11 protein-coding genes and 1 riboswitch are annotated in these 21,776 nt (G+C 43.2%); of the genes, 1 reads left to right on the plus strand and 10 read right to left on the minus strand.

Translation table 11 applies throughout. From position 1 onward, the window contains the following. Positions 1-53: 53 nt before the first annotated feature. The 6 genes from MHB56_RS11060 to MHB56_RS11085 all read right to left on the minus strand — a co-directional run bounded on the left by MHB56_RS11060 (position 54) and on the right by MHB56_RS11085 (position 11,646). A complete protein-coding gene (locus MHB56_RS11060; protein WP_341143573.1) occupies positions 54-6,197 on the minus strand; it encodes an S-layer homology domain-containing protein in 6,144 nt (2,047 codons plus the stop codon). 301 nt (positions 6,198-6,498) lie between these two features. After that, entirely contained in the window at positions 6,499-7,215 is a 717-nt protein-coding gene (gene deoD / locus MHB56_RS11065; protein WP_036681380.1) for a purine-nucleoside phosphorylase, read from the minus strand. A 116-nt stretch (positions 7,216-7,331) separates the two neighbouring features. Next, the gene (locus tag MHB56_RS11070; RefSeq protein ID WP_341143574.1) at positions 7,332-8,153 is read right to left on the minus strand and encodes a methyl-accepting chemotaxis protein; all 822 of its coding nucleotides are present in this window, start codon (positions 8,151-8,153) and stop codon (positions 7,332-7,334) included. Between the two features lie 257 nt (positions 8,154-8,410). Beyond that, the gene (ahpF, locus tag MHB56_RS11075) at positions 8,411-9,940 is read right to left on the minus strand and encodes an alkyl hydroperoxide reductase subunit F (RefSeq protein ID WP_076277814.1); all 1,530 of its coding nucleotides are present in this window, start codon (positions 9,938-9,940) and stop codon (positions 8,411-8,413) included. Positions 9,941-9,954: 14 nt separating this feature from the next. Then, the gene (gene ahpC, locus MHB56_RS11080; RefSeq protein WP_036681373.1) at positions 9,955-10,518 is read right to left on the minus strand and encodes an alkyl hydroperoxide reductase subunit C; all 564 of its coding nucleotides are present in this window, start codon (positions 10,516-10,518) and stop codon (positions 9,955-9,957) included. 249 nt (positions 10,519-10,767) lie between these two features. Next, complete coding sequence (locus MHB56_RS11085; RefSeq protein WP_341143575.1) at positions 10,768-11,646, minus strand: aminoglycoside phosphotransferase family protein; 879 nt, start codon at positions 11,644-11,646, stop codon at positions 10,768-10,770. A gap of 154 nt (positions 11,647-11,800) precedes the next feature. Here MHB56_RS11085 and MHB56_RS11090 point away from each other — a divergent pair, with 154 nt between their 5' ends. Continuing rightward, a complete protein-coding gene (locus MHB56_RS11090) occupies positions 11,801-12,724 on the plus strand; it encodes a phosphotransferase (protein ID WP_076303176.1) in 924 nt (307 codons plus the stop codon). 94 nt (positions 12,725-12,818) lie between these two features. Here MHB56_RS11090 and MHB56_RS11095 read toward each other — a convergent pair whose 3' ends face one another. The 4 genes from MHB56_RS11095 to MHB56_RS11110 form a co-directional block, all read right to left on the minus strand. Beyond that, complete coding sequence (locus tag MHB56_RS11095) at positions 12,819-16,364, minus strand: alpha-amylase family glycosyl hydrolase (protein WP_341143576.1); 3,546 nt, start codon at positions 16,362-16,364, stop codon at positions 12,819-12,821. A 253-nt stretch (positions 16,365-16,617) separates the two neighbouring features. Next, positions 16,618-17,604 (minus strand): phosphotransferase, encoded by a 987-nt coding sequence (locus tag MHB56_RS11100; protein ID WP_341143577.1) that lies wholly within the window; start codon positions 17,602-17,604, stop codon positions 16,618-16,620. 85 nt (positions 17,605-17,689) lie between these two features. Then, positions 17,690-19,432, minus strand: a complete 1,743-nt coding sequence (gene thiC, locus MHB56_RS11105) for a phosphomethylpyrimidine synthase ThiC (RefSeq protein WP_341143578.1) — start codon at positions 19,430-19,432, stop codon at positions 17,690-17,692. Between the two features lie 102 nt (positions 19,433-19,534). Beyond that, a riboswitch (TPP riboswitch) is annotated at positions 19,535-19,644 on the minus strand. A gap of 71 nt (positions 19,645-19,715) precedes the next feature. Then, positions 19,716-21,767, minus strand: coding sequence for a beta-galactosidase (locus MHB56_RS11110; RefSeq protein WP_339282164.1), 2,052 nt, complete (start codon positions 21,765-21,767; stop codon positions 19,716-19,718). Positions 21,768-21,776: the final 9 nt, after the last annotated feature.

Genomic DNA, 21,776 nt, shown 5'->3' on the forward strand with positions numbered 1-21,776 from the left:
GACCCTCCGCAGCTCTTCCTGCATGAAGGATCCTCTCGAATCAGAACCGTGTATTAAATCAAATCTGATTGTTGCAGCAATCTTTGGATGATAGCCGCAACTTCTGCTCTCGTAATGAAGGCTTGTGGGGCAAGTACATTTCCGCTTCTGCCCGTGATGATTCCTGCTTGCAGGCTGTCTGCGATGCCACTCTTCGCCCAGTCTGATGCTTCATTCGCATCCGTGTAAATGCTCAGCAGCTCGCTTGCTTCTTTGGCCGGAAGTTTTGTCTTCAGATCGGTAATCACCATAGCTTTAGCAATAATACTCATCGCCTGTTCCCGAGTAATCTTGTCTGTTGGATGGAACGCTCCATCTTCAAAACCGTTGATTAGCTTATAGGAGTAAGCTGTCTGCACCGCATCATTATACCAATCTGAGACCTTTACATCCGCAAAGGATGTTGTCCCGCTTTCCAACTTCAATCCCAATCCACGTACGATAATCGCCGCAAATTCTGCACGTGTAATCTCCAGATTAGGGTTAAACAAATCGTCGCCGACTCCATTAATAACCTTACGGGAAGCCATCTCATTGACAATGTCCTTAGCCCAGTGGGTGGCGACATCCTTGAAGTTCTGTGGATCTTGAACTACAAAATACGTACTGTTCGTTAAACTGTGTATTTTCGCAAAGTGTTTGCCATCAATGGCAACAATCTGTGTGGGTACATGGCGGAACGTCCCCCCCGCTTCAAGCACTAGCCCAGTCGTGATCTTCTTAAGGTCTACACCATCCGCTAGAGGAATAGTTCTTTCCACATAGGTATTAAACTTAGTGAGTTCAACAGTTTTCCCAGCGTAAGTAACCTTCACCGTGAAATCTAATGGCTGAGCTACCAACGTTAGCTTTTCATTGGCTGCCAACATTTCTATTCTTTTCAGTGCATCCGCAGTCGGAACAGAAATTGAAATTTGCACCTTCACATCTTGTAGAGCAATGTCTGTGCCAAACTGTTTTGAAATTGCACTGATATCAATCTGTGCTGCTGATATTGTATAAGTACCTTTTGGAGTACGAATGATTAGCAGCGCCTGCTTCTGCTCCATATCTTTGATGATTTGGCCATTAAGCTCGCCAATAATCACATCTGAAGTCGCAGTCACAGGGATAGTTATAATTGCATTCTGGTCTTCCTTTTCGATACGTTGCTCTATTTTTGCCTGATCTACAACAATCGTGGTAACCGTCTGCCCGTTATGCTCAGATATCGTTGCTGTTCCGGCATTTTCAACCTTACCGTTCACCAATACCTCAACCATGCTGCTAGATGGTGTAGCTGTAGCTGTAGCAGTGGATCCTGCTGTTGCAGTTGGTGCAGTTGTTGAAGGTGGTGATGTCGGTGTTGATGTCGGTGATTCTGTTGGCGTTGGTGTTGGTGTTGGCGGTGTAGGTGTAGGTGTAACCTCAACCTCCGTTGATGACTTCGGTGTCACGGAGTTCGAAACTTCAGAAGCTACACTACTACCAGCGCTATTAATCGCTTTAACTGTAAACGAATAAGTGGTTCCATTCGCTAGACCAGTTACCTTTATTGGACTTGTTGCCCCAACCGTTACGATATTACCCGGAGAAGCAGTTACCTCATAATTCGTAATTGGAGTTCCCCCGTTCGAATCAGGAACTGCAAATGTCACAGTCACCTCGCCATCTCCCGCTACCGCTATTAAGTCCGTAGGTGCAGATGGTGATGTTCTTGGTTTCGTGCTGACTTCGTTAGAAGCTGCACTCTCCCCGCCCGGATTAGATGCCTTAACTACGAAATAATAAGATTGGCCATTAGTTAACCCTGTCACATCATAGTTGTAGACAGATTCGCTTACTGTAGCCACTTGGGTCTCATAGATTCCAGAAGTGATACCTTGATATATAGTGTATCCAATCGCACCCTTCACCGGATCCCATGTTAAGCCGATGAGGCCATTACTTGCCACAGGTGAATGAAGTATTGGCGCGCCCGGCGCTGGAACCTGAGGCGTTCTAGTTACTTCATTGGAAGCCGCACTGATACCATCAGGATTAACAGCTTTAACAATAAAATAATAAGCAGTTCCATTAATTAATCCTACAGCATCGTAACTGTTCTCAGAGCCACTTATAGTAGCTACCTCAGCTCCATAAACACCCGAAGCTGTAGACTGATATACAGCGTAACTATCGGTACCATATACGGGACTCCAAGTAATACGAATATATCCGTTTCCTGCTGTTACAGACTCAATACTTGGCGCAGCAAGTTCAGGCCAGGTAAGGTCAATAACTGCACTAGTGATCTCTGTAAGTCCTGTCGCATCAAATGCCAGTTGCGCTCCGGTAACTCCAGCTGCATTCGTAGCTCCCAGATCCGTAAAGGAAATGAGGCCCGCTACTGCTGTCAACGTCGTATTCCCCGTCAACGTCCAGCTTCCTGTGTCCTTCTTCGACACAGTAACAACCGTACTGTTGTCGCCAATATTCACATTCCCAAACTGATCCAGCAGCGTTATCACTGGCTGCTGCGCGAAGCTACCGCCATTGGCTTGCGGGGCACTTACGCCCGTGGTCAGCTTCATTATCGCTGTGCTACCTGCGACAGGTGTAACGTTCAGCGCTGTTGCTGCTGGCGTGGCTACGCCTGCTTGGCTGAACACAACCGCTTGCGCGCCAGCTTTGTTCAGCTTCAGGTTCACCTGTGCTACACCCTCAACGAAATCAACGTTGATCTTGCTCGGTGAAGCTGCCAAAGCGGTGATTCCTAAGCTTCCGTACGTTCCGTCCGGCGCAACATCATAACCCGTTACCGTCACTTCTTTCGTTCCGGTGAACGTTGTATCCGTATCGCCCAGCGAGTTCTTCACAGTCAGCGTAATGCCATTATCTACACCTACGATAGGCGTTAACGTCGCCGCTGAGGCAGTGATGCTTTGCGCTCCCTGTGGCTCTGGAAGATTCAACGCTACACTAGTGATCTGTGGAAGTCCTGTCGCATCAAATGCCAGTTGGGCTCCGGTGATTCCAGTGGCATTCGTAGCTCCTAGATCCGTAAAGGAAATGACACCTGCTACTGCCGTCAACGTCGTATTCCCCGTCAACGTCCAGCTTCCTGTGTCCTTCTTCGACACAGTAACAACCGTACTGTTGTCGCCAAGGTTTACATTCCCAAACTGATCCAGCAAAGTAATTACTGGCTGCTGAGCGAAGCTGCCGCCATTGGCTTGCGGCGCACTTACGCCCGTGGTCAGCTTCATTGTCGCCGTGCTACCTGCGACAGGTGTAACGTTCAGCGCTGTTGCTGCTGGCGCGGCTACGCCTGCTTGGCTGAACACAACCGCTTGCGCGCCAGCTTTGTTCAGCTTCAGGTTCACCTGTGCTACACCCTCAACGAAATCAACGTTGATCTTGCTCGGTGAAGCTGCCAAAGCGGTGCTTCCTAAGCTTCCGTACGTTCCATCCGGCGCAACATCATAACCCGCTACCGTCACTTCTTTCGTTCCGGTGAACGTTGCATCCGTATCGCCCAGCGAATTTTTCACGGTCAGCGTAATGCCATTATCTACACCTACGACAGGTGTTAACGTCGCCGCTGAGGCAGTGATGCTTTGAGCTCCCTGTGGCTCTGGAAGATTCAACGCTACACTAGTGATCTGTGGAAGTCCTGTCGCATCAAATGCCAGTTGCGCTCCGGTGATTCCAGCTGCATTCGTAGCTCCCAGATCCGTAAAGGAAATGACACCCGCTACTGCCGTCAACATCGTATTCCCCGTCAACGTCCAGCTTCCAGTGTCCTTCTTCGACACAGTAACAACCGTACTGTTGTCGCCAATGTTTACATTCCCAAACTGATCCAGCAAAGTAATTACTGGCTGCTGCGCGAAGCTGCCGCCATTGACCTGCGGGGCACTTACACCCGTGGTCAGCTTCATTGTCGCTGTGCTACCTGCGACAGGTGTAATGTTCAGCCCTGTTGCTGCTGGCGAGGTTACGCCTGCTTGGCTAAACACCACAGCCTGTGCTCCCGCTTTATTCAGCTTAAGGTTCACCTGTGCTACACCCTCAACGAAATTAACGTTGATCTTGCTCGGTGAAGCCGCTAAAGCGGTGCTTCCTAAGCTTCCGTACGTTCCGTCCGGCGCAACACCATAACCCGTTACCGTCACTTCTTTCGTTCCGGTGAACGTTGTATCCGTATCGCCCAGCGAATTTTTCACGGTCAGCGTAATCCCATTATCCACACCTACGACAGGTGTCAACGTCGCCGCTGAGGCGGTGATGCTATATGCAAGAGTAGGTCCTAGGTTCAGGGTCATTTTAGTGAAATAATCCCCCACGACCTTAAAGTTAGTACCATCGTAAATAATGCCATTAAGATTAGAGGTAAGATCAGATGTTTCCTGAGTCCACGTGGATCCGTCTGCCGAAGAGAATAACTCCCCCTTCAATCCAACAGCCAGAAAACTTCCATTACCAAAGCTGATATTATTTAGTGCGCTAGCTGACATTGTAACCTTCGTAAAAGTTACCAAATCTTCTGTGGTTAGAATTACTGCCTGCTGGCTAAGTGTATCTTCTCCAACCAGAATATAAGCTCTACCATCATAGGCAATTCCCTTTAAAGAAGTATTGGGGAACCCAATCTCTAAGGGCACATTCCACTGTATTCCATCTGATGATTTTGCGATAACAACGCTCTCTTGCTCATAAGTAGTACTATTGTATTTCATCCCAAGAGCTACAAATTGATTATTCAAGTAAGCTACTGTATTAAATGCAAAATCCCCATTTTTAAATCTCTCTGTCCATGAGGTTCCGTTAACCGAAGAATAAATTCCGCCATAATCGGAAACAGCAACGTACTGATTTGTGCCAAAAGCAACGCCAGTCAGATTGTCCTGCACTCCGGTATCTGTCATAGTCCAAGTATCACCGTTGGTCGAGGTCACCACTTTGGCGTTAAGATTGTAGTTTTCTTTATCTGTAACCGCAATAAACTTCCCTGCTCCATAAGTGACCGCATTCATTCCCGGCAGCTTGGAGGGTGTGACATCGTTCCATACTGCGGAGCTATTAGATTTGTAAATAGAGCCATATTCCCCGGATGAGACGGCAACATAATTGCCATTACCATCCTTAGCAATACTTTTCAGATTACCGCTGACATTACTCCACGCCGATAGGTCAGAAGAAACCAGTAAGCCGTTGCCCCCTGAAGCAACATATTTTCCATTTCCGTAAACCATATTGTTCATCATCATTGTTGTATGGGTATCCGAAGATGTCCACTGGGTGCTGTCCAGCGGAGCCGCAGAAGATTTATAAATTACACCCTGCCCAAACAACAAATAGCTCCCATTTAAAGAACCTCCCCCATAAAATTGCTTGTTATCCCATGAGGCATCAACGGTCCAATTAGCACCGTCTGTAGAGGTGAATACTTTTTTAGCATACGGAGTCACGATATAACTAAAGAAACGATTATTTAAATAGATTACATTCGTAACATAAGGCCAACTAGAGTTATAGTGGTTGATCACAAGATCGGTTAAGGTGACCGTTGTCCAATTGATCAGATTCGTTGAGGTATAATAGACAGCATTGTTAGCAGAGACCACATATTTGTTGTTGCCATAAGCAATATCCGTTAAGCTTTGCATTCCGAATATTGCATTGGTAGAAGTGATTCCTGTGTCTGTCCAGTTAATGCCATCCGAGGATTGTAGTAGAGTTACATCATAAGAAGGTGGATTGGTGCCAGCTTTATATACTGACTGCCATACAAAGAACTTTTCATTGACCGCTTTCAACCTTTCCGGTGTGATAGCTAACGTTTTTTTTGTCCAATTTTCACCATCGAGTGAATTGTATACTGCCTTTTCGCTACCATCAATAGCTAAGAACAGCCCATTAGCGAACACAATAGAAGTTAGTTTGGGGTTCCCCGCCTTTTTTGAGATAGACCAATCTACGCCATTTGATGATGTAGATATCCCTCCTTGGCCCACCGCTACAAAAACATTGTTACCAAATGCAACACTGCTCAAATTTCCAGCTGATGTGGAGCTTTGATCTATGATATTGCTATTGCTGGGTACTGCATAAATTACTGCAGGCATAAACAGAGAACTGACGATAGAGAATACTAAACTTATTGCTAATAAAAGATTGCCACTCCGCTTAATCACAATTTTCCCCCTTTGGCATTACACCAAAATATAAATACTTCCACCATATGGAGATTAGATGTCTTTTCTAAGATTTGTAGCCATTTGGTTTGATTTTTATATCGGTATAATCCGAGAGAATTATTACGAATTTAACATTAAATTTTGATTAAAAACAACAATAATTTACACGCTTCACCTATCCATTTCCACAACCTTACAAATGAGAAAAAAACCTATTAAATATCAGGACTTAATCCTGAATTTAATAGGCTTTCAAGCTTTTTCTCGTAGAACTTTTTAAGCTGCTTAATCTTTTTTATTAAATAGAAATCGCTGCTTCTAAAGCTACTTCCATCATGCCGTTGAAAGAATTTTGTCTTTCTTCTGCCGTGGTTACAGCATGAGTAACTAACGAATCGGAAATGGTAAGAATACATGCAGCTTGTTTACCTAACACTTTCGCATTATGGAACAACGCATAACTCTCCATTTCTACACAAACACAGCCATGTTCATTGTAAAATTCATTAACTCCAGGCACATTGTCTTCATGATAGAATACATCGCTGGAATGAATTCTCGCCGTCAGAACTGGCTTGTTAATACGTGTAGCCGCTGCTTCAATGACTTCGTTCAATTCTTTACTTGGCAGCTGGATATCTCCTTCTACACCGCTTTGCACATAGGCATATGTAGATTCACTCCACGCGCTATCCGCCAACACCACGTCAAATAAATTCAATTTATCAGTATATGCTCCAGCACTACCGATACGAATGATGTTTTCCACACCATAGTTTTTGTATAGTTCATAAGAATAAATACCGATACTTGGCATTCCCATTCCCGAACCCATTACCGAAACCTCTTTGCCTTTATAAGTTCCTGTATATCCAAACATATTACGTACCGTATTAAATTGGGTTGGGTTCTCCAAATAGGTTTCTGCAATATACTTCGCTCTCAAAGGATCTCCTGGCATTAATACTGTTTTGGCGATTTCACCATTTTGTGCTGCATTGTGCGGCGTTGACATAATTTATTCCTCCTATGTTGATTACTCATTACTATCTTACTATACCATTCATGATTTTAAATATACGTTTAAAATTTTCTTTTATTGCGACAAAAATACTGCTACTGAATCTCTTTTTATAATTTATTAGCAAACTCATTAAGTTTTTGGGACATTATCTTTATTTCCTCAATAAATGTAGAAGTATGCTGAACAGATGCCGCCTGTTCTTGGCCGATAGCTGCTATCTTCTCTATCGAATTAGCCATTTGATTCGTAATTCCCTTAATCTGTAACATGGTTTTATTTATGTTTTGCGTCGAGGCGACGGTTTCCCTTGAAAATTTCCGGATTTCCTTGGCTACGACTTCAAAACTTCTACCTTTCTCACCTGCATGCGCTGCTTCTATTGCAGCATTCAGCCCAAGTAAATTCGTTTGATCAGCAACCCTGTTTATAATGGATAGGACTTCTGTTGTATTCTCCACATCTTTTCCAGCCTGCTGAGATTGAATGAGTAGTTCCTGAGAGTGATCCGAAAGCGAACTTACGCCATAGGAAATATTATTAATTTGCTCATTGGCTTGGGATAATGATTCCGAGATTTGTTCTACAATGGCTTTTAATTCACTTTGTCTTCGAATCTGAACTGCAATCCCGCCAATGACTTGTCCCGTTTGATCGTGAAGAGGTGTCGCTGTACCTGTAAACTCAAATCCATAAAAGTGGGCTGGAACATCGGACTTCAAGGTACGATTCTCTTGTATCGCTAAGTAAAGCGGTTCTTCTTTTTGTAAAGGTTGTCCTTCGTTAATGTTTAAATTTATGGTGTCGCCAGGAAAATAAGCAACGAACCGTTCCAAATCACATATCGCTATTGATAAATCAGCGGGGATAGATAATTTTATAATTGGTATAAGTGAGATAAATTTGTCTAAAGATTCAATGTTGTTAATCACAGAAATATAGTCTCCATTCCAGCAAAACGTTATTTATAGCGCACCAAGTCTAACCAGATTATGCCTTGCAGACATGCATTTAATCTAAATCCTTAATTTTGCTTAATTCATATTTTAGATATGTATTCGCGAAAATCTTCATAAAATCCTCCAAAAAAGTTTACAAACACCCATTTCTCTCTCACAAAAGATAAAAAAAGCCCCCACTTTGTGAAAAGTGAGGGCTTTCGTTCTCTTGCTGTTACTAATAATATCGATTAGTTACGGATCAGATAATCAAATGCTCCTAGCGCTGCAGTTGCACCGGATCCCATCGAGATAATGATTTGTTTATAAGCACTATTAGTGCAGTCACCAGCAGCAAATACTCCTGGTAAGCTAGTAGCACCATGGCTATCTACAACAATCTCACCTACGCGAGTACGTTCAACTGTGTCACCTAGCCATTCTGTATTTGGAACCAGACCGATCTGTACAAATACACCCTGCAATTCAACATGGTGAGTCTCTTCTGTCGCACGATCAACATAAGAAATACCATTTACCTTATCAGTTCCAGTAATTTCTTTAGTTTGCACGTTTTTAAGAACAGTAACGTTAGGAAGGCTATAGAGACGATCTTGCAGTACAGCATCAGCTTTGAGCTCTGGAGCAAATTCCAGAACCGTTACATGCTTCACTATACCTGCAAGGTCAATAGCTGCCTCAATACCTGAGTTACCACCGCCAACAACTGCAACATCTTTGCCTGCAAACAAAGGACCATCACAGTGTGGGCAGTAGGCTACACCTTTGTTCTTGAATTCAGCTTCACCAGGCACGCCCATATTCCGCCAGCGAGCACCTGTAGACAAAATGACCGTCTTACTCTTTAGAACAGCACCGTTCTCGAGTTCAACTTCAATTAAGTCATTTTTGTCTAGACGTCTGACACGCTGCAATTTCATCACATCAATGCCATACTCTTTTACTTGCTCTTCAAGTTTAGCTACGAGTTGAGGACCTTCAGTGTACTTCACACTAATAAAGTTCTCGATACCAAGCGTGTCGTTAACCTGTCCGCCAAAGCGTTCAGCAACAATACCTGTACGAATACCTTTACGTGCCGCGTAAATGGCTGCACTTGCACCAGCTGGGCCGCTGCCGACAACAAGCACATCATATGGAGCTTTATTGTCAAACTCTGATGCGTCCACACTGCTGCCCATTTTAGCTAAAATTTCTTCAACCGTCATACGACCACTTTCGAAAAATTCACCATTAAGGTAGACGCTTGGAACAGACATAATTTCTTTGCTTTCTACCTCTTCTTTGAATACTCCACCGTCAATCATCGTATGGGTAATGCCCGGATTAAAGATACTCATAAGATTCAGTGCTTGTACAACATCAGGGCAATTATGACAGCTCAGGCTAACATAAGTTTCAAACTTATATTCACCACTAATGCCTTTGATCTGATCAATTACACTTTGCTCAACCTTAGGAGCTCTTCCGCTAACCTGCAACAGAGCCAATACTAATGAAGTAAATTCGTGTCCAAGCGGAGTTCCGGCAAAGGTTACGCCCGTATCTTCACCCACACGATTTACACTAAAGCTTGGGGTTCTAGACAGTTCGGTTCTTTCCACCGTAATCCTAGGTGACATTTTGGCAATTTCATCAACTAGTTCGGTCATCTCTTGTGATGCCTCGTCAGCGCCTGCACTGAGTTTCAGTACTACATCGCCTTCCAAGAGTTCAAGGTATTGCGCTAGTTGAGCTTTTATTTCTTGATCTAGTTTCATTTAGCTTTCGCTCCTTAAATCTTACCTACAAGATCGAGACTTGGTTTAAGAGTTTCTGCACCTTCCGACCATTTCGCTGGGCAAACTTCACCTGGATGATTGCGTACATATTGCGCTGCTTTAATTTTGTTAACAAGAGCGCTAGCATCGCGACCGATACCACCAGCATTAATCTCAACAGTTTGAATAACACCGTCTGGATCAATGATGAATGTACCACGATCTGCAAGACCGTCAGCTTCGATCAATACATCAAAGTTGCGGGAAACCACATGGGAAGGATCGCCGATCATAATGTACTTCACCTTGCCAATTGCTGCGGAGCTTTCATGCCATGCTTTATGTGTAAAGTGCGTGTCAGTAGAAACGGAATATACTTCAACACCTAGTTGTTTGAGGGTTTCATATTGGTTCTGCAAATCTTCTAGTTCAGTTGGGCATACGAATGTGAAGTCAGCTGGGTAAAAGCAAACTACACTCCATTTACCTTTGAAGTTTTCTTCTGTAACATCGATAAATTTCCCATCTTGAAATGCGCTTGCTTTGAATGGTAGTACTTCTGTTCCGATTAATGACATATTGTTTAATCTCCTTTGGGTTTAATTTATGAATAGAGTGGATACTATTTATAATTATTATAATTAACCAAATTAAGGCCTGTCAAGTTATTTATAATAATTCTAATATGATAATCGTTGTCAGTCGCTAAATGTTCATACAAATTCCTTTCTTTCGGATTTAAGTACAACACTTTATCATCTGACTGATGCTCATTCGTGCTTATTGACTATTATGGTTTAGTTTACATGTTTTATGTAGTTCAATTTCTACAATTCGATGTCTTCTACTATTAGATTGATAATATTCAAGGATTCTTCCGCTACTGTGGGATTAGAATATCGATTTCTATTATAGGTGATCAGTGCTTTCCATAAAGCCCACCCTCTTGCTCTATTCCACGTTTGTGCATCCATGTTTAATACCTTTTTAAAGATTCTTCTACTAGCCTCATCAAAAAAAGTCCACGCCATTGCAGCATCACAAGCAGGATCACCCACCCCTAATATGCCAAAATCAATGACTGCACAAAGCTGTCCGTCTTTGACTAATATATTTCCAGGTGCGACATCACCATGAACCCAAACTGGTTCTGACTCCCATTCAGAGTCTAATGCCAGTTCCCAGATCTTTTTCAATAGACCTTCATTAAAAATATCTTTATTATGCTCAATCGCATTTCTAGATTCCTCATCATATACAGCTAAGGACCCACCTCTATAAAAATTATGCTCTCCGGCTAAAGGTCCCCCACTAGCATCAATAGACTGTAATTCAATTAAAAAGCTTCCCAAGTCTCTCGCAAATTGATTGAGATCATTAATGTTCTCATGGGATAAAGTCTCTCCCTCTAGCCAATTATTAATAGACCAAGGCCAGGGATATTCTTTGGTAGGTGTCCCTTTCGCTAATGGTGTTGAAATAGGTAACGTAAGTCCTTTCTTTAAAAAAGGTAACCATTGTTGTTCTTTCTCCACTTGAGGAACATAAGCGGCTGCACTTGGTAATCGCACACTCATCTGTTCACCTAAATGAAAAGTCCGATTATCATGCCCACTGAATTTCACAGGTCTGATCTCTAAATCGGACCATTCAGGAAATTGTTCATTTATTAATCTTGCTACTAAATCGACGTCTATAGTATGCATAAATATCTCCAATCATGATTTACAAGCATTAATTGGTTGTCTTAAATATTTTCTTGTGACATATGGTATGTGTAAGCTTTATATATTAGTTATAAAGTACAAAGAGAATATACTTTTTTATAGCTCGATATATATCAGAAGGAGATCTTTGTATATGGAATATGATAGCCTTATCAATGAAATTAAACACTCCTATCAAATAAATATAGAGAATATCAACCTTCATCGTGAGATGATCGGTAGGGTGTATTTTTTGCAGAACCAAGAGAAAAAGTATATGTTCAAAATATTTCGTAGCTTTAAAACGGATGATGCTCTGCAGACGGTTCGCATCCTCGATTATTTAAAAGCTAACTCATATCCAGCAGTTTCTGTGATTAGAACTGTACAGAATGATAGCCACATTATACTCAGTAGTCAGGCTGGCAGCTGCGTTGGAATACTATACGATTATGTCGAGGGAGCAACACCCGATGGTAGAATCGAGGCGAAGAGCATCGGGACACAGATCGGGAAACTCCATAACTTAATGGAGCGATACCCCGAGAAGCTTATCCGTAGAACAAAATTCGATTACATCGATGGTTATATCTCCAATATGCAAGATCTCCAATTTGACCCAGGAAAAATCCTTGAACTAAATCATTACGGCAATGAATTATGGGAACGTATCACAAGGCTTCCCAAAAGCTTTTGTCACGGTGACCTTCACACAGGAAATATGCTCAGAAATGAGTGCGGTGAATATATTCTTTTGGACTTCGATGATGCTTCGGGTGATTATCCGAGTATGGATGTTGCATACATGTGTGATGCTACCGATTTTAATCACTCAAATGAATCGATGTATGATCAAACCATGCGTTTGTACGAACGTTTTTATTCGGGTTATAGTACAACACGTACAATAAGCAGTAATGAGTTTAAGGCTCTTTTCGATTTTATTGCGATCAGACATTTTCAAATCATCTCAAGAATAGTGCAGTGTCAAGGATTGCAAAGTATATCCAAAGAATTCTGCGATGAACAATATAGTTGGCTTATGAAATGGCAAGAACTTTGCATTAAACACGGGTAAAAATACTGACGTTTCAATCTGTACTATATAAAATCAACCTCAGTACGGGTTCATCCCGAACTGAGGCTATTTTTGATAACTAATATACAAGGTCCTACTTCAAATAGGTTCCTGACTCTCCGATTCCACCACTACCGTTCAATACATACACCCGTGCATTTCCTTTACCGGAGCAGTTGATTGTGATCACACCGTTGGTAACGGTTTTGGTATCACCAGTGACCGCATCCACATATGTTCCGTTAGGAATTCCGGTGAATGTTGCATTTCCTGAGATCGTAACCAAAGCAAAGCTATCGATTCCTTTGCTACTATCAGTGTATCTTCTTTTAAATGCCAAATCACCTGATACATTTTCTGTAGAATATTGGCCTTTTTGCAAAGCAGGAACAGCTCTTCTAATTAAATTAAGTTGTCTGATATGTTTCGCCAGAGGATAATTTAACGAGTCTGCAAGTGTGCCAGTAGCATTGGTATATTTACCGTAATCTTGAACAGTAACACTACCCTCAATATGATCGCCAAAGTAAGCACGGCCTGTTGTACTTAACGGCGCATTTGGACCTACATCAATGACTGATCCTTTTTTGAACTCAATTTCAGAACCATAATAGATCGCAGGTATTCCTCGGAAGGTGAACATCAGCGCGAGATTCTCAGCCCAAGTGTCCTGTGTGCCGGCAAATCTTTGATTTTCTGGTGCTTGGTCAGGTGCATAGTCATGAGAGTCAATATAAGTTACATTCCAGGTAGCATCATTATAGAATTGATCACCGCTTCTCATACTGAATGCTTCCTGAGCAGTTTTGAAAGCCCAGTGCATTGGAAAATCAATAACATCCATACCCGATTTCTTCGAATAATCAGGCGTATGATAAGTATTTCCTGTTAAAAAAGCATTGTTCGAGGTAGGTTGTCCTGCTGTAGTAGAGTTATCTGCCCACTCTTGTTCCACCGATAGCTTGTTGGAAGCGTAGTCATTTTGACCGTCACCTGGATAGGGTTTTGAGCTTTTCCAAGTATAAAATGGTGTTGATATCGCCGGAATTCCACTGTTCCACACATCTCTGTACCGAGTAGCCACTTCCCCAAAGACAAAGAAGTCTGAGCCCCCTCTTGTTTTCCATGCCGGCACAAAATATTTGTTAAAAATATACCGGCTTACATGCTTTACAGTATCGACCCGGAAAGCATCCACACCCATATCAATATATTGATTATAGCTGTCGATTAGATACTGATTCACTAGAGGATTCTCTGTGTTTAAGTCCACACAGTCTCCCGCAATCTGTCCTGTCTGGACGGTGTAAGACTCCCAAGAAAGACTTTTTTCCGTATGGTAAATATTATTGTTAGTCTCCGCAGTCTTCATTAAGGCAAGTCTTGCCTGATATTGCTGATCCGGGGTCATGGAATCATAGTTAGCTGGCAGCTTATCCGTAATTTTGAGCATGTTACTCACGGTGTCCGCCGCCGTTGGATCTTTTTTGAACATCGGGAACAGATTTTCTTCTCCAAAATTACCGGTATGATTGACGACAATATCTTGAATAACCTTTATCCCTCTAGCGTGTGCTGCATTGATCAAATCCTGATAAGATGCCCCTGCGGATTCATATCTTGGATCTACTTTTGCAAAATTTATTGCATGGTACCCATGATAATCATAACCGCTGGCATTCTGCACCACAGGTGTAATCCAGATGGCACTGAATCCTAAGGCTTTAATGTAATCGAGCTTTTGAATCAGTCCTTTGAAATCCCCTCGCCAAGCTGGATCAGAGTCCGGATTTCCTGCCTTGGCATCCTCCCATGCATGCTCATTGTTACTCGAATCACCATCATAAAACCGGGAAGTGATTACAAAATAAATCGTATCTTCACGAAAATCGCCCTTATTACCAATGTTATAAACAAAACTCTGTTTAGTTTCATTTCCGGCACCATCGATCACAAGGAATTTTAAGGTTGTCGTCTTATTAATCAAGATAGACGGTCCGGTAAGAGATGTCAGTGCATTGCCTGAAATATAGACTTTTGAACTCGTTGTTGGTTCCGTACCATTATCTGTGTAATATGCTGTGGTTGTTGCCGCCTTGTTGTCTTTTATATTAAAAGATACGGAAACCGCTGAGCTCGAATTCCCAACAGGCAGATTCGCAGTGATAATCGGAGCTTGCAAATCGGCATTCAGATCAATCACATAAGCAAAAGAGCCTACATTACCCGCTTGCCCTATAGAGTTAACGCCGAATGCTTTGATAGTCAAAGAAGAAGGTACTTGGATTGGAGTCGTATACAACGTTGAGGTTGTCGTAGGTGTTGATCCGTCGGTCGTATAATAAATTTTATCGCCGCTATTTGTACTGGATAGGGTCACCGTTTGGGCAGAATCATAGGTTTTGGGCACAGGAGAGACGGTTATCACCGGAACCTTAGGAACGTCTGGATTGGCGTCATACCATACGTTATCTGAGTTATACCAGCCCTCTTTTACGCTGCGAGATAAGTCAGCCGTCTGTTTGCCATTGCCGTCATTAAAGATCAGGCTTGCCCCTGTAGCATTTGGAACAGTATAGCTATACCAATCGTTCCCGTCCGATTTCATCAGTATTCCCGGCCACGCTCCACTAGTCGGAACGGTTGCCGGATTCAGATTCCAGTAATGGATGCGGATCGCTGCATTCCAGCTTGCTGGTTTCTTAAAGTGAACGGTTAGCCCCGCTGAAGTAGGTGTAGGTGTTGGCGTCACTGTTGGCGTTGGTGTAGGAGTTACGGTAGGTGTTGGCGTTGGTGTAGGAGTTACGGTAGGTGTTGGCGTTGGTGTGGGTGTTATGGTAGGTGTTGGCGTTGGTGTGGGTGTTATGGTAGGTGTTGGCGTCACTGTTGGGGTAGGAGTTATCGTTGGTGTTGGTGTAGCTCCGGCCGAAAGGGTCACATAGTCGATATTAATATTCCCGCTATCATCCGAGTCATATTTATAAGCAAGCGTGTTATTTCCTGCCTGTAAGGAGAGTGTTTCTGTTTGGTCTGCCCATGTATCCCAGTTGGTCAGGTTGGCTAATGTTGTCTGTGTAACCTTTATTCCATTGACATAAATGGACACTTTTTTAGCACTGCCGGATGCATTAGCATAGTGAAGCGTGGCGTTATAGGACCCTGCTGCGGAAGCCTGGACGTTAAAAGTGGTGGCTGCTCCTGTAGTTGTATATCCATCAACAAAACCAGTGCCCGAATATCCGGTGTGATTCGTATTTACTTTTGCACCACCAGATAGGGATGCACTCTCTGATTCGTATTTTCCGGCGACCGGAATAACAACCGTCCAGTTCTTCCCGCCGTTATTGTCCCAACTATCCGTTGGAGCCGTGATGTGATAACAATAAATTAGGGTGGCGCCTTCCTGAACATTGAGGTTGGCGATGAACGTGGTTCCATTTTTGGTCATCACCGTGTCCGTAGAATTAGCCCAGTTATTCGTAGTCCAATGTAAGGTCACAGCTGCCGCTGTAGGATTGGTATAGGTGACTGTATGATCCGTATTGCTGGCCGATGCTCCACCCGATAAACCAAATAAACTAAAAATGAGTGAAAAAATAATTAACCACGAAATATAACGCCTGGATTGTTTGGATACCAAGTAAATAACCTCCTCATAATTTTAAGTGCAGCTTACGATTTTAAGCCCATCGTGATGTGCAAACGTTTGCAAAAATGAGAAAAAAAGAAATACTTAATAGTTTTAATCTCCTCCTTCAATGATTAATAAGGAAAAAACTCATTGTATGCGTTTACAAACGGTTCAATATCTGATGAATTTTCCTTGTTAAGATTATAGGCGCCAAACTTTTGCTGGTCAATGCATCTTTTAGGCTATAATTCAATCGTTTTCACTATAAGTTCCCTAAGATAGCAGGTAAATTGTTCAGGTTCTTAGCCAGCCAATTCATTTCTTTTGCAAAACGTTTTGGAGGTACACTATGTTTGTCCATCGCGGCATTAATCCACCACGGGCTTTCCATATACCACAACAACTGCAATGATTTTGTTAAATACCCCTGCTCCACCGTTCGTTCCTCACGATATCCGTCAATAAATGCTGAAGCTAGTGCTCCATCTAAATCTTCATCTAAAGCACATGACATCACTGCACGTGCAACATCAAGCTGCGGATAATCATATTTGAACCGATCAAAATCTAGAATTGCAGACAATTGACTATCTTGAAATAAAAGATTATCAACCCATAAATCACGATGTGCCCATCCAGCTTCAAGTCCTTCGAATATTTCCGGATCTATTTCTTCAGTCGCTCTCAGTTGTATCTCTAGGTCAGTGATGAGTGAAGTTTTGCCCATTTCCTTTGATTGTTGTAGGAGTACATTCCAATGTTCTAAACGTTCCTCAGGGCTTTGGGGAATAAATTGTGGGGTTCTTTTCAAACTAAGGGTCCCATCATTTAATAAACGATGCATTTTACCTGTGGCACGACCCAAATCAAACATTTGAAGGATGTTAATTTTACCCGGCTCTATGACACGCCCTTCACAATATTCCATAACCATAAACGTCTCTCCCATATCTGATTCCAGTAAAACTTTATGGTTATAAGCCAACAATTCGGGACATGGGAGTCCCTGTAGATACAATCTTTTCTGTTGAGAAAAGGCGAAGCTCAGTTCTTCTGGGTTATACAATTTATATCTTTTTTTGTTGTATTGTTTAAGTAGAAATGGTCCTGATTCCGTTGTGATTTTCCACTTAAGATTTAACCAGCCACGTTTTATTGGGGTAGCATGAAGGACTTTCAATCCAAAAAAATGATAGAAACTATTACTTAAATCCTCTAAAATGGCTTCCTCTGAACGCATCGCTTCCATTTCATCAACTCCTATCTATTCAAAGTATAAAAGAAGAAGCCGCCAATGACGACTTCTTTTAGATATTTCTTTTTAGCAGAAAAAGTTATCTATAAATGAGGCTCCCGCCTTGGAGAAACTCTTGCGCCTTCTCTTGCATTCCTGATTCAATTCTCGTCGTATTACGGATATTATGAGAGATCTTCATACTGCAAAATTTCGGCCCGCACATGGAACAAAAATGAGCTGTTTTAGCGCCTTCCGCAGGCAATGTCTCATCATGATATTCTAGCGCTCGCTCAGGATCTAACGATAAATGAAATTGATCACGCCAACGAAATTCAAAACGGGCTTTCGAAAGAGCATTATCCCGGTCTTGTGCTCCTTTATGCCCTTTCGCCAAATCTGCGGCATGAGCCGCTATTTTATAAGTAATGACCCCTACACGTACATCTTCCTTATTAGGCAGGCCAAGATGCTCCTTCGGAGTTACGTAACACAACATTGCTGTACCGAACCAACCAATCATCGCTGCACCTATAGCAGAGGTAATATGATCATAACCAGGCGCAATATCTGTAGTCAGTGGACCTAATGTATAAAAAGGGGCTTCGTTACAGGTTTCAATTTGCTTATCCATATTCTCTTTAATCAAGTGCATCGGCACATGTCCTGGACCCTCTACCATCACCTGTACATCATGACTCCAAGCTATAGCTGTTAATTCACCTAACGTCTCTAACTCGGCAAATTGTGCTTCATCATTCGCATCAGCAATCGAACCCGGACGTAATCCATCGCCTAGGGAAAAAGAAACATCGTACAGCTTCATGATTTCACATATCTCTTCAAAATGTGTATATAAAAAGTTCTCTTGATGATGCGCAAGACACCATGCCGCCATAATGGAACCACCTCTTGAAACAATGCCAGTCATACGTTGTGCCGTCAACGGGATATAACGAAGCAGAACCCCCGCATGAATGGTAAAATAATCAACCCCTTGCTCCGCTTGCTCAATGAGCGTATCACGGTACACTTCCCACGTTAAATCTTCCGCTTTCCCATTCACTTTTTCCAACGCTTGATAGATAGGCACCGTGCCAATAGGAACAGGAGAATTACGGATGATCCACTCGCGTGTCGTATGGATGTTTTTACCTGTGGAGAGATCCATTATATTATCTGCACCCCAGCGGGTGGCCCATCTCATCTTCTCTACCTCTTCCTCTATGGATGAGGATACTGCGGAATTTCCTATATTGGCATTGATCTTCACTAAAAAATTGCGTCCAATAATCATCGGTTCACTCTCTGGATGATTGATATTCGATGGGATGATGGCGCGGCCGCGGGCTACTTCATCTCTTACAAATTCCGGTGCCACATTCTCACGAATCGCAACGTATTCCATTTCCGAACTAATAATCCCTTTGCGTGCATAATGCATTTGAGAGACATTACGCCCCTTTTTCGCTCGCAAAGGTTTTCTATGGAGCGCTGGAAACACTTCCGCCACAGCTTTTCCCGTTGCATTCCCGTTATCTTCAGGCTTCACGGTTCTTCCTTCGTACGCTTCCGCATCCCCTCGTTCCTCAATCCAGCTTAGACGATTGGGCTCTAACCCCTGACGAATATCAGTATGAATATTAGCATCCGTGTAAGCCCCGCTTGTGTCATAGACATGAATTGGGGCATTCTCCTCTTCGCCGTCTATACCCGCAGTTGGACTAAGTGAGATCTCCCGCATAGGCACCTGTATATCAGGCCGTGAACCCTTTACATACACTTTTTGACTTGCTGGAAAAGCTGATAGATTGATTGGATCGTTGTTCAATTCGCTTGTCATCTCAATTCCTCCTATAAGGTGATTTGATCAAGCGGAGACGGTCTACTCCCCACACATAGAAAAGGCCACATCTGTATAAGATGCGGCCTTAGAGTAGACAAATAGAAATAGAGCTCCATTTCCTCCGCTGGCATTATCCAGATCAGGTTTGACGGTCGATAGTTATAACTATCCTCTCAGCCTGGTCCCACCAAGCTCCCGTGACTATATAATTGCTACTTCAAAGTATAACCGAAAAGAGAGAATTATCCAAATCTACTCAAATGTGAGATCAATGTATACGTTAGTTTAACACCAGTACCCCAAATCCTTCCAGAAGCACCTCACCCGACAATGTTGTGCCGCTCAGTAAATCTGTTTTGGTCTCATGAAGATGGATCGTGACAGGAGTCTCACTATAATTAAGCAAAAAAGCATAACTGGAAGAAGCTCCGGTACGGACTTGCAGTTCTACCTCTTCTGGGAGCTCCAGCCAATCTGCTGGCGATTGTAGATCAATTAAATTTATGATCTCAGCCGCTGCCTGTTCATTAAATACGGCTCCGTAATACCAAACCTCACCCTTGCCGCGACGATTTCTAGATACCGCCGGTTTTCCTGCATAATAATCAGAGGCGTAAACCGCCATCACTTCAACCGAAGCTTCCTCTATTTTGAGAATATCATTAAAGTCATCTGCTCCCGTAACGACTTCGGCCGCGCCTGACCAGCTAATTGTTGTTGGCTGACGACTGCCCTTAACCATTGTGAATTCTTCAACTGTGATCCCGCATAGATCCTTAGCAGCACCTGGGAAAGGACGCATATTACATTGACCGCGCTCATCCTTATAGCCGGTTCTACAGCCGAAGATCAGTTTGCCGCCTTGCTGAACATATTCATCCAGCAGTGCTGCTGTCTCATCTGTCATAATCGCTGGGTGAGGATAGATAAGCACGTCGTACCTTGCAAGCTCCTCCAGCGTTGTTTTTTTGCGTAAATAGAGTACGTCATTCGGGATATGCTTCTGCTGAAGCGCCTTGTACCACTCCTTATTGCTCTTCCACATAAACGGGCCATGCCAAACATCGTATTCTCCATCCCACTCATTGTCATAATCACGAACAATAGCAATGTTAGCCTGATTACGAGTACCGACAAACGCATGACCTGCTGCTGCCAGCTCCTGACCGATCTGCCCCGCTTCCCGCACTCTCCGGTTAGGCTGATTATGATAGTCATTGATTCCATGCCAATAAATTTCATTGCCCATCGTAGCTGTCCGCCAGCGGAAATATAACACCATATCTGCTCCATGAGCGATCGACTGATAAGTCCATAACCGCATCTGCCCGGGCTTTGGAGAAGGCATATCCATCCGGTTCACCCAGCCACCCGGGCCCGACTGCTGCTCCATAATGCAGAAATTCGGGGATATCGAACGAACAACAGATAACGACAGTCCCCAGCCTCTATCATTCAGCGGATTCCGCTCATTCGGGTCATAAAAAATAGTAGAGAACTGAGGATAGGAATCATAGCTGAAGAAATCCAACAGTTCATCCGTCATTTCATGGCTATCGAGATGCCCGAACAGACCGTTCGTGGTTACCCACTGCTTAGGGGCAAGTTTACGGATGATATCCGCTTGGTTTTTGGCAAAAGAAATTGTATTGTCCGAAATAAACCGTTTTTCATCCAATGCCTGATGAGGATTGGGTTGCTTCGGTACTGGAGTCGGACGTGGAAGATAGACCTGAGACCAGTCACTATAGCTTTGATTCCAAAAAACAGCTCCCCAAGCCTCGTTCAAATGCTCAAGTGTAACATATTTCTGCTGTAGCCATTCCCGGAAAGCCTTATGGTCACTCTCCGAATAAAATTCACTGATCTCACAGTTGAGCTCATTATCAATTTGCCAGCCAACTACACCCGGATGATTGCCGTAATGTTCAGCCATTTGTTCTGCAATACGTGCACACAGTTCCCGGTATTTAGGACTGCTGTAATTATAATGACGGCGCATGCCATGCTGAAGTGTAACACCTTCGTAGGTTACATTTAAAACTTCGGGATACTTATCAGTCAACCAAGCTGGAGGCGTGGCCGTCGGAGTACCAAGTACAACCTGAAGACCATATTTATGTGCTAGATCAATCGCCCGATCAAAGAGCCCGAACTGAAACTGCCCTTCTGCCGGTTCAAAAATAGACCAAGCAAACTCCCCCATCCGAATGATCGTAAAGCCGAGTTCACGCATCCGGCGATAATCGTCCTCCCACATGTTTTCTGGCCAGTGCTCCGGATAATAACAGACGCCAAGCTCGAATTTTTCAGTTGCGACAGGTTTCTTCATCATTACCTC

Source organism: Paenibacillus sp. FSL H8-0315, assembly GCF_038005365.1.
Classification (GTDB): domain Bacteria; phylum Bacillota; class Bacilli; order Paenibacillales; family Paenibacillaceae; genus Paenibacillus_AQ; species Paenibacillus_AQ odorifer.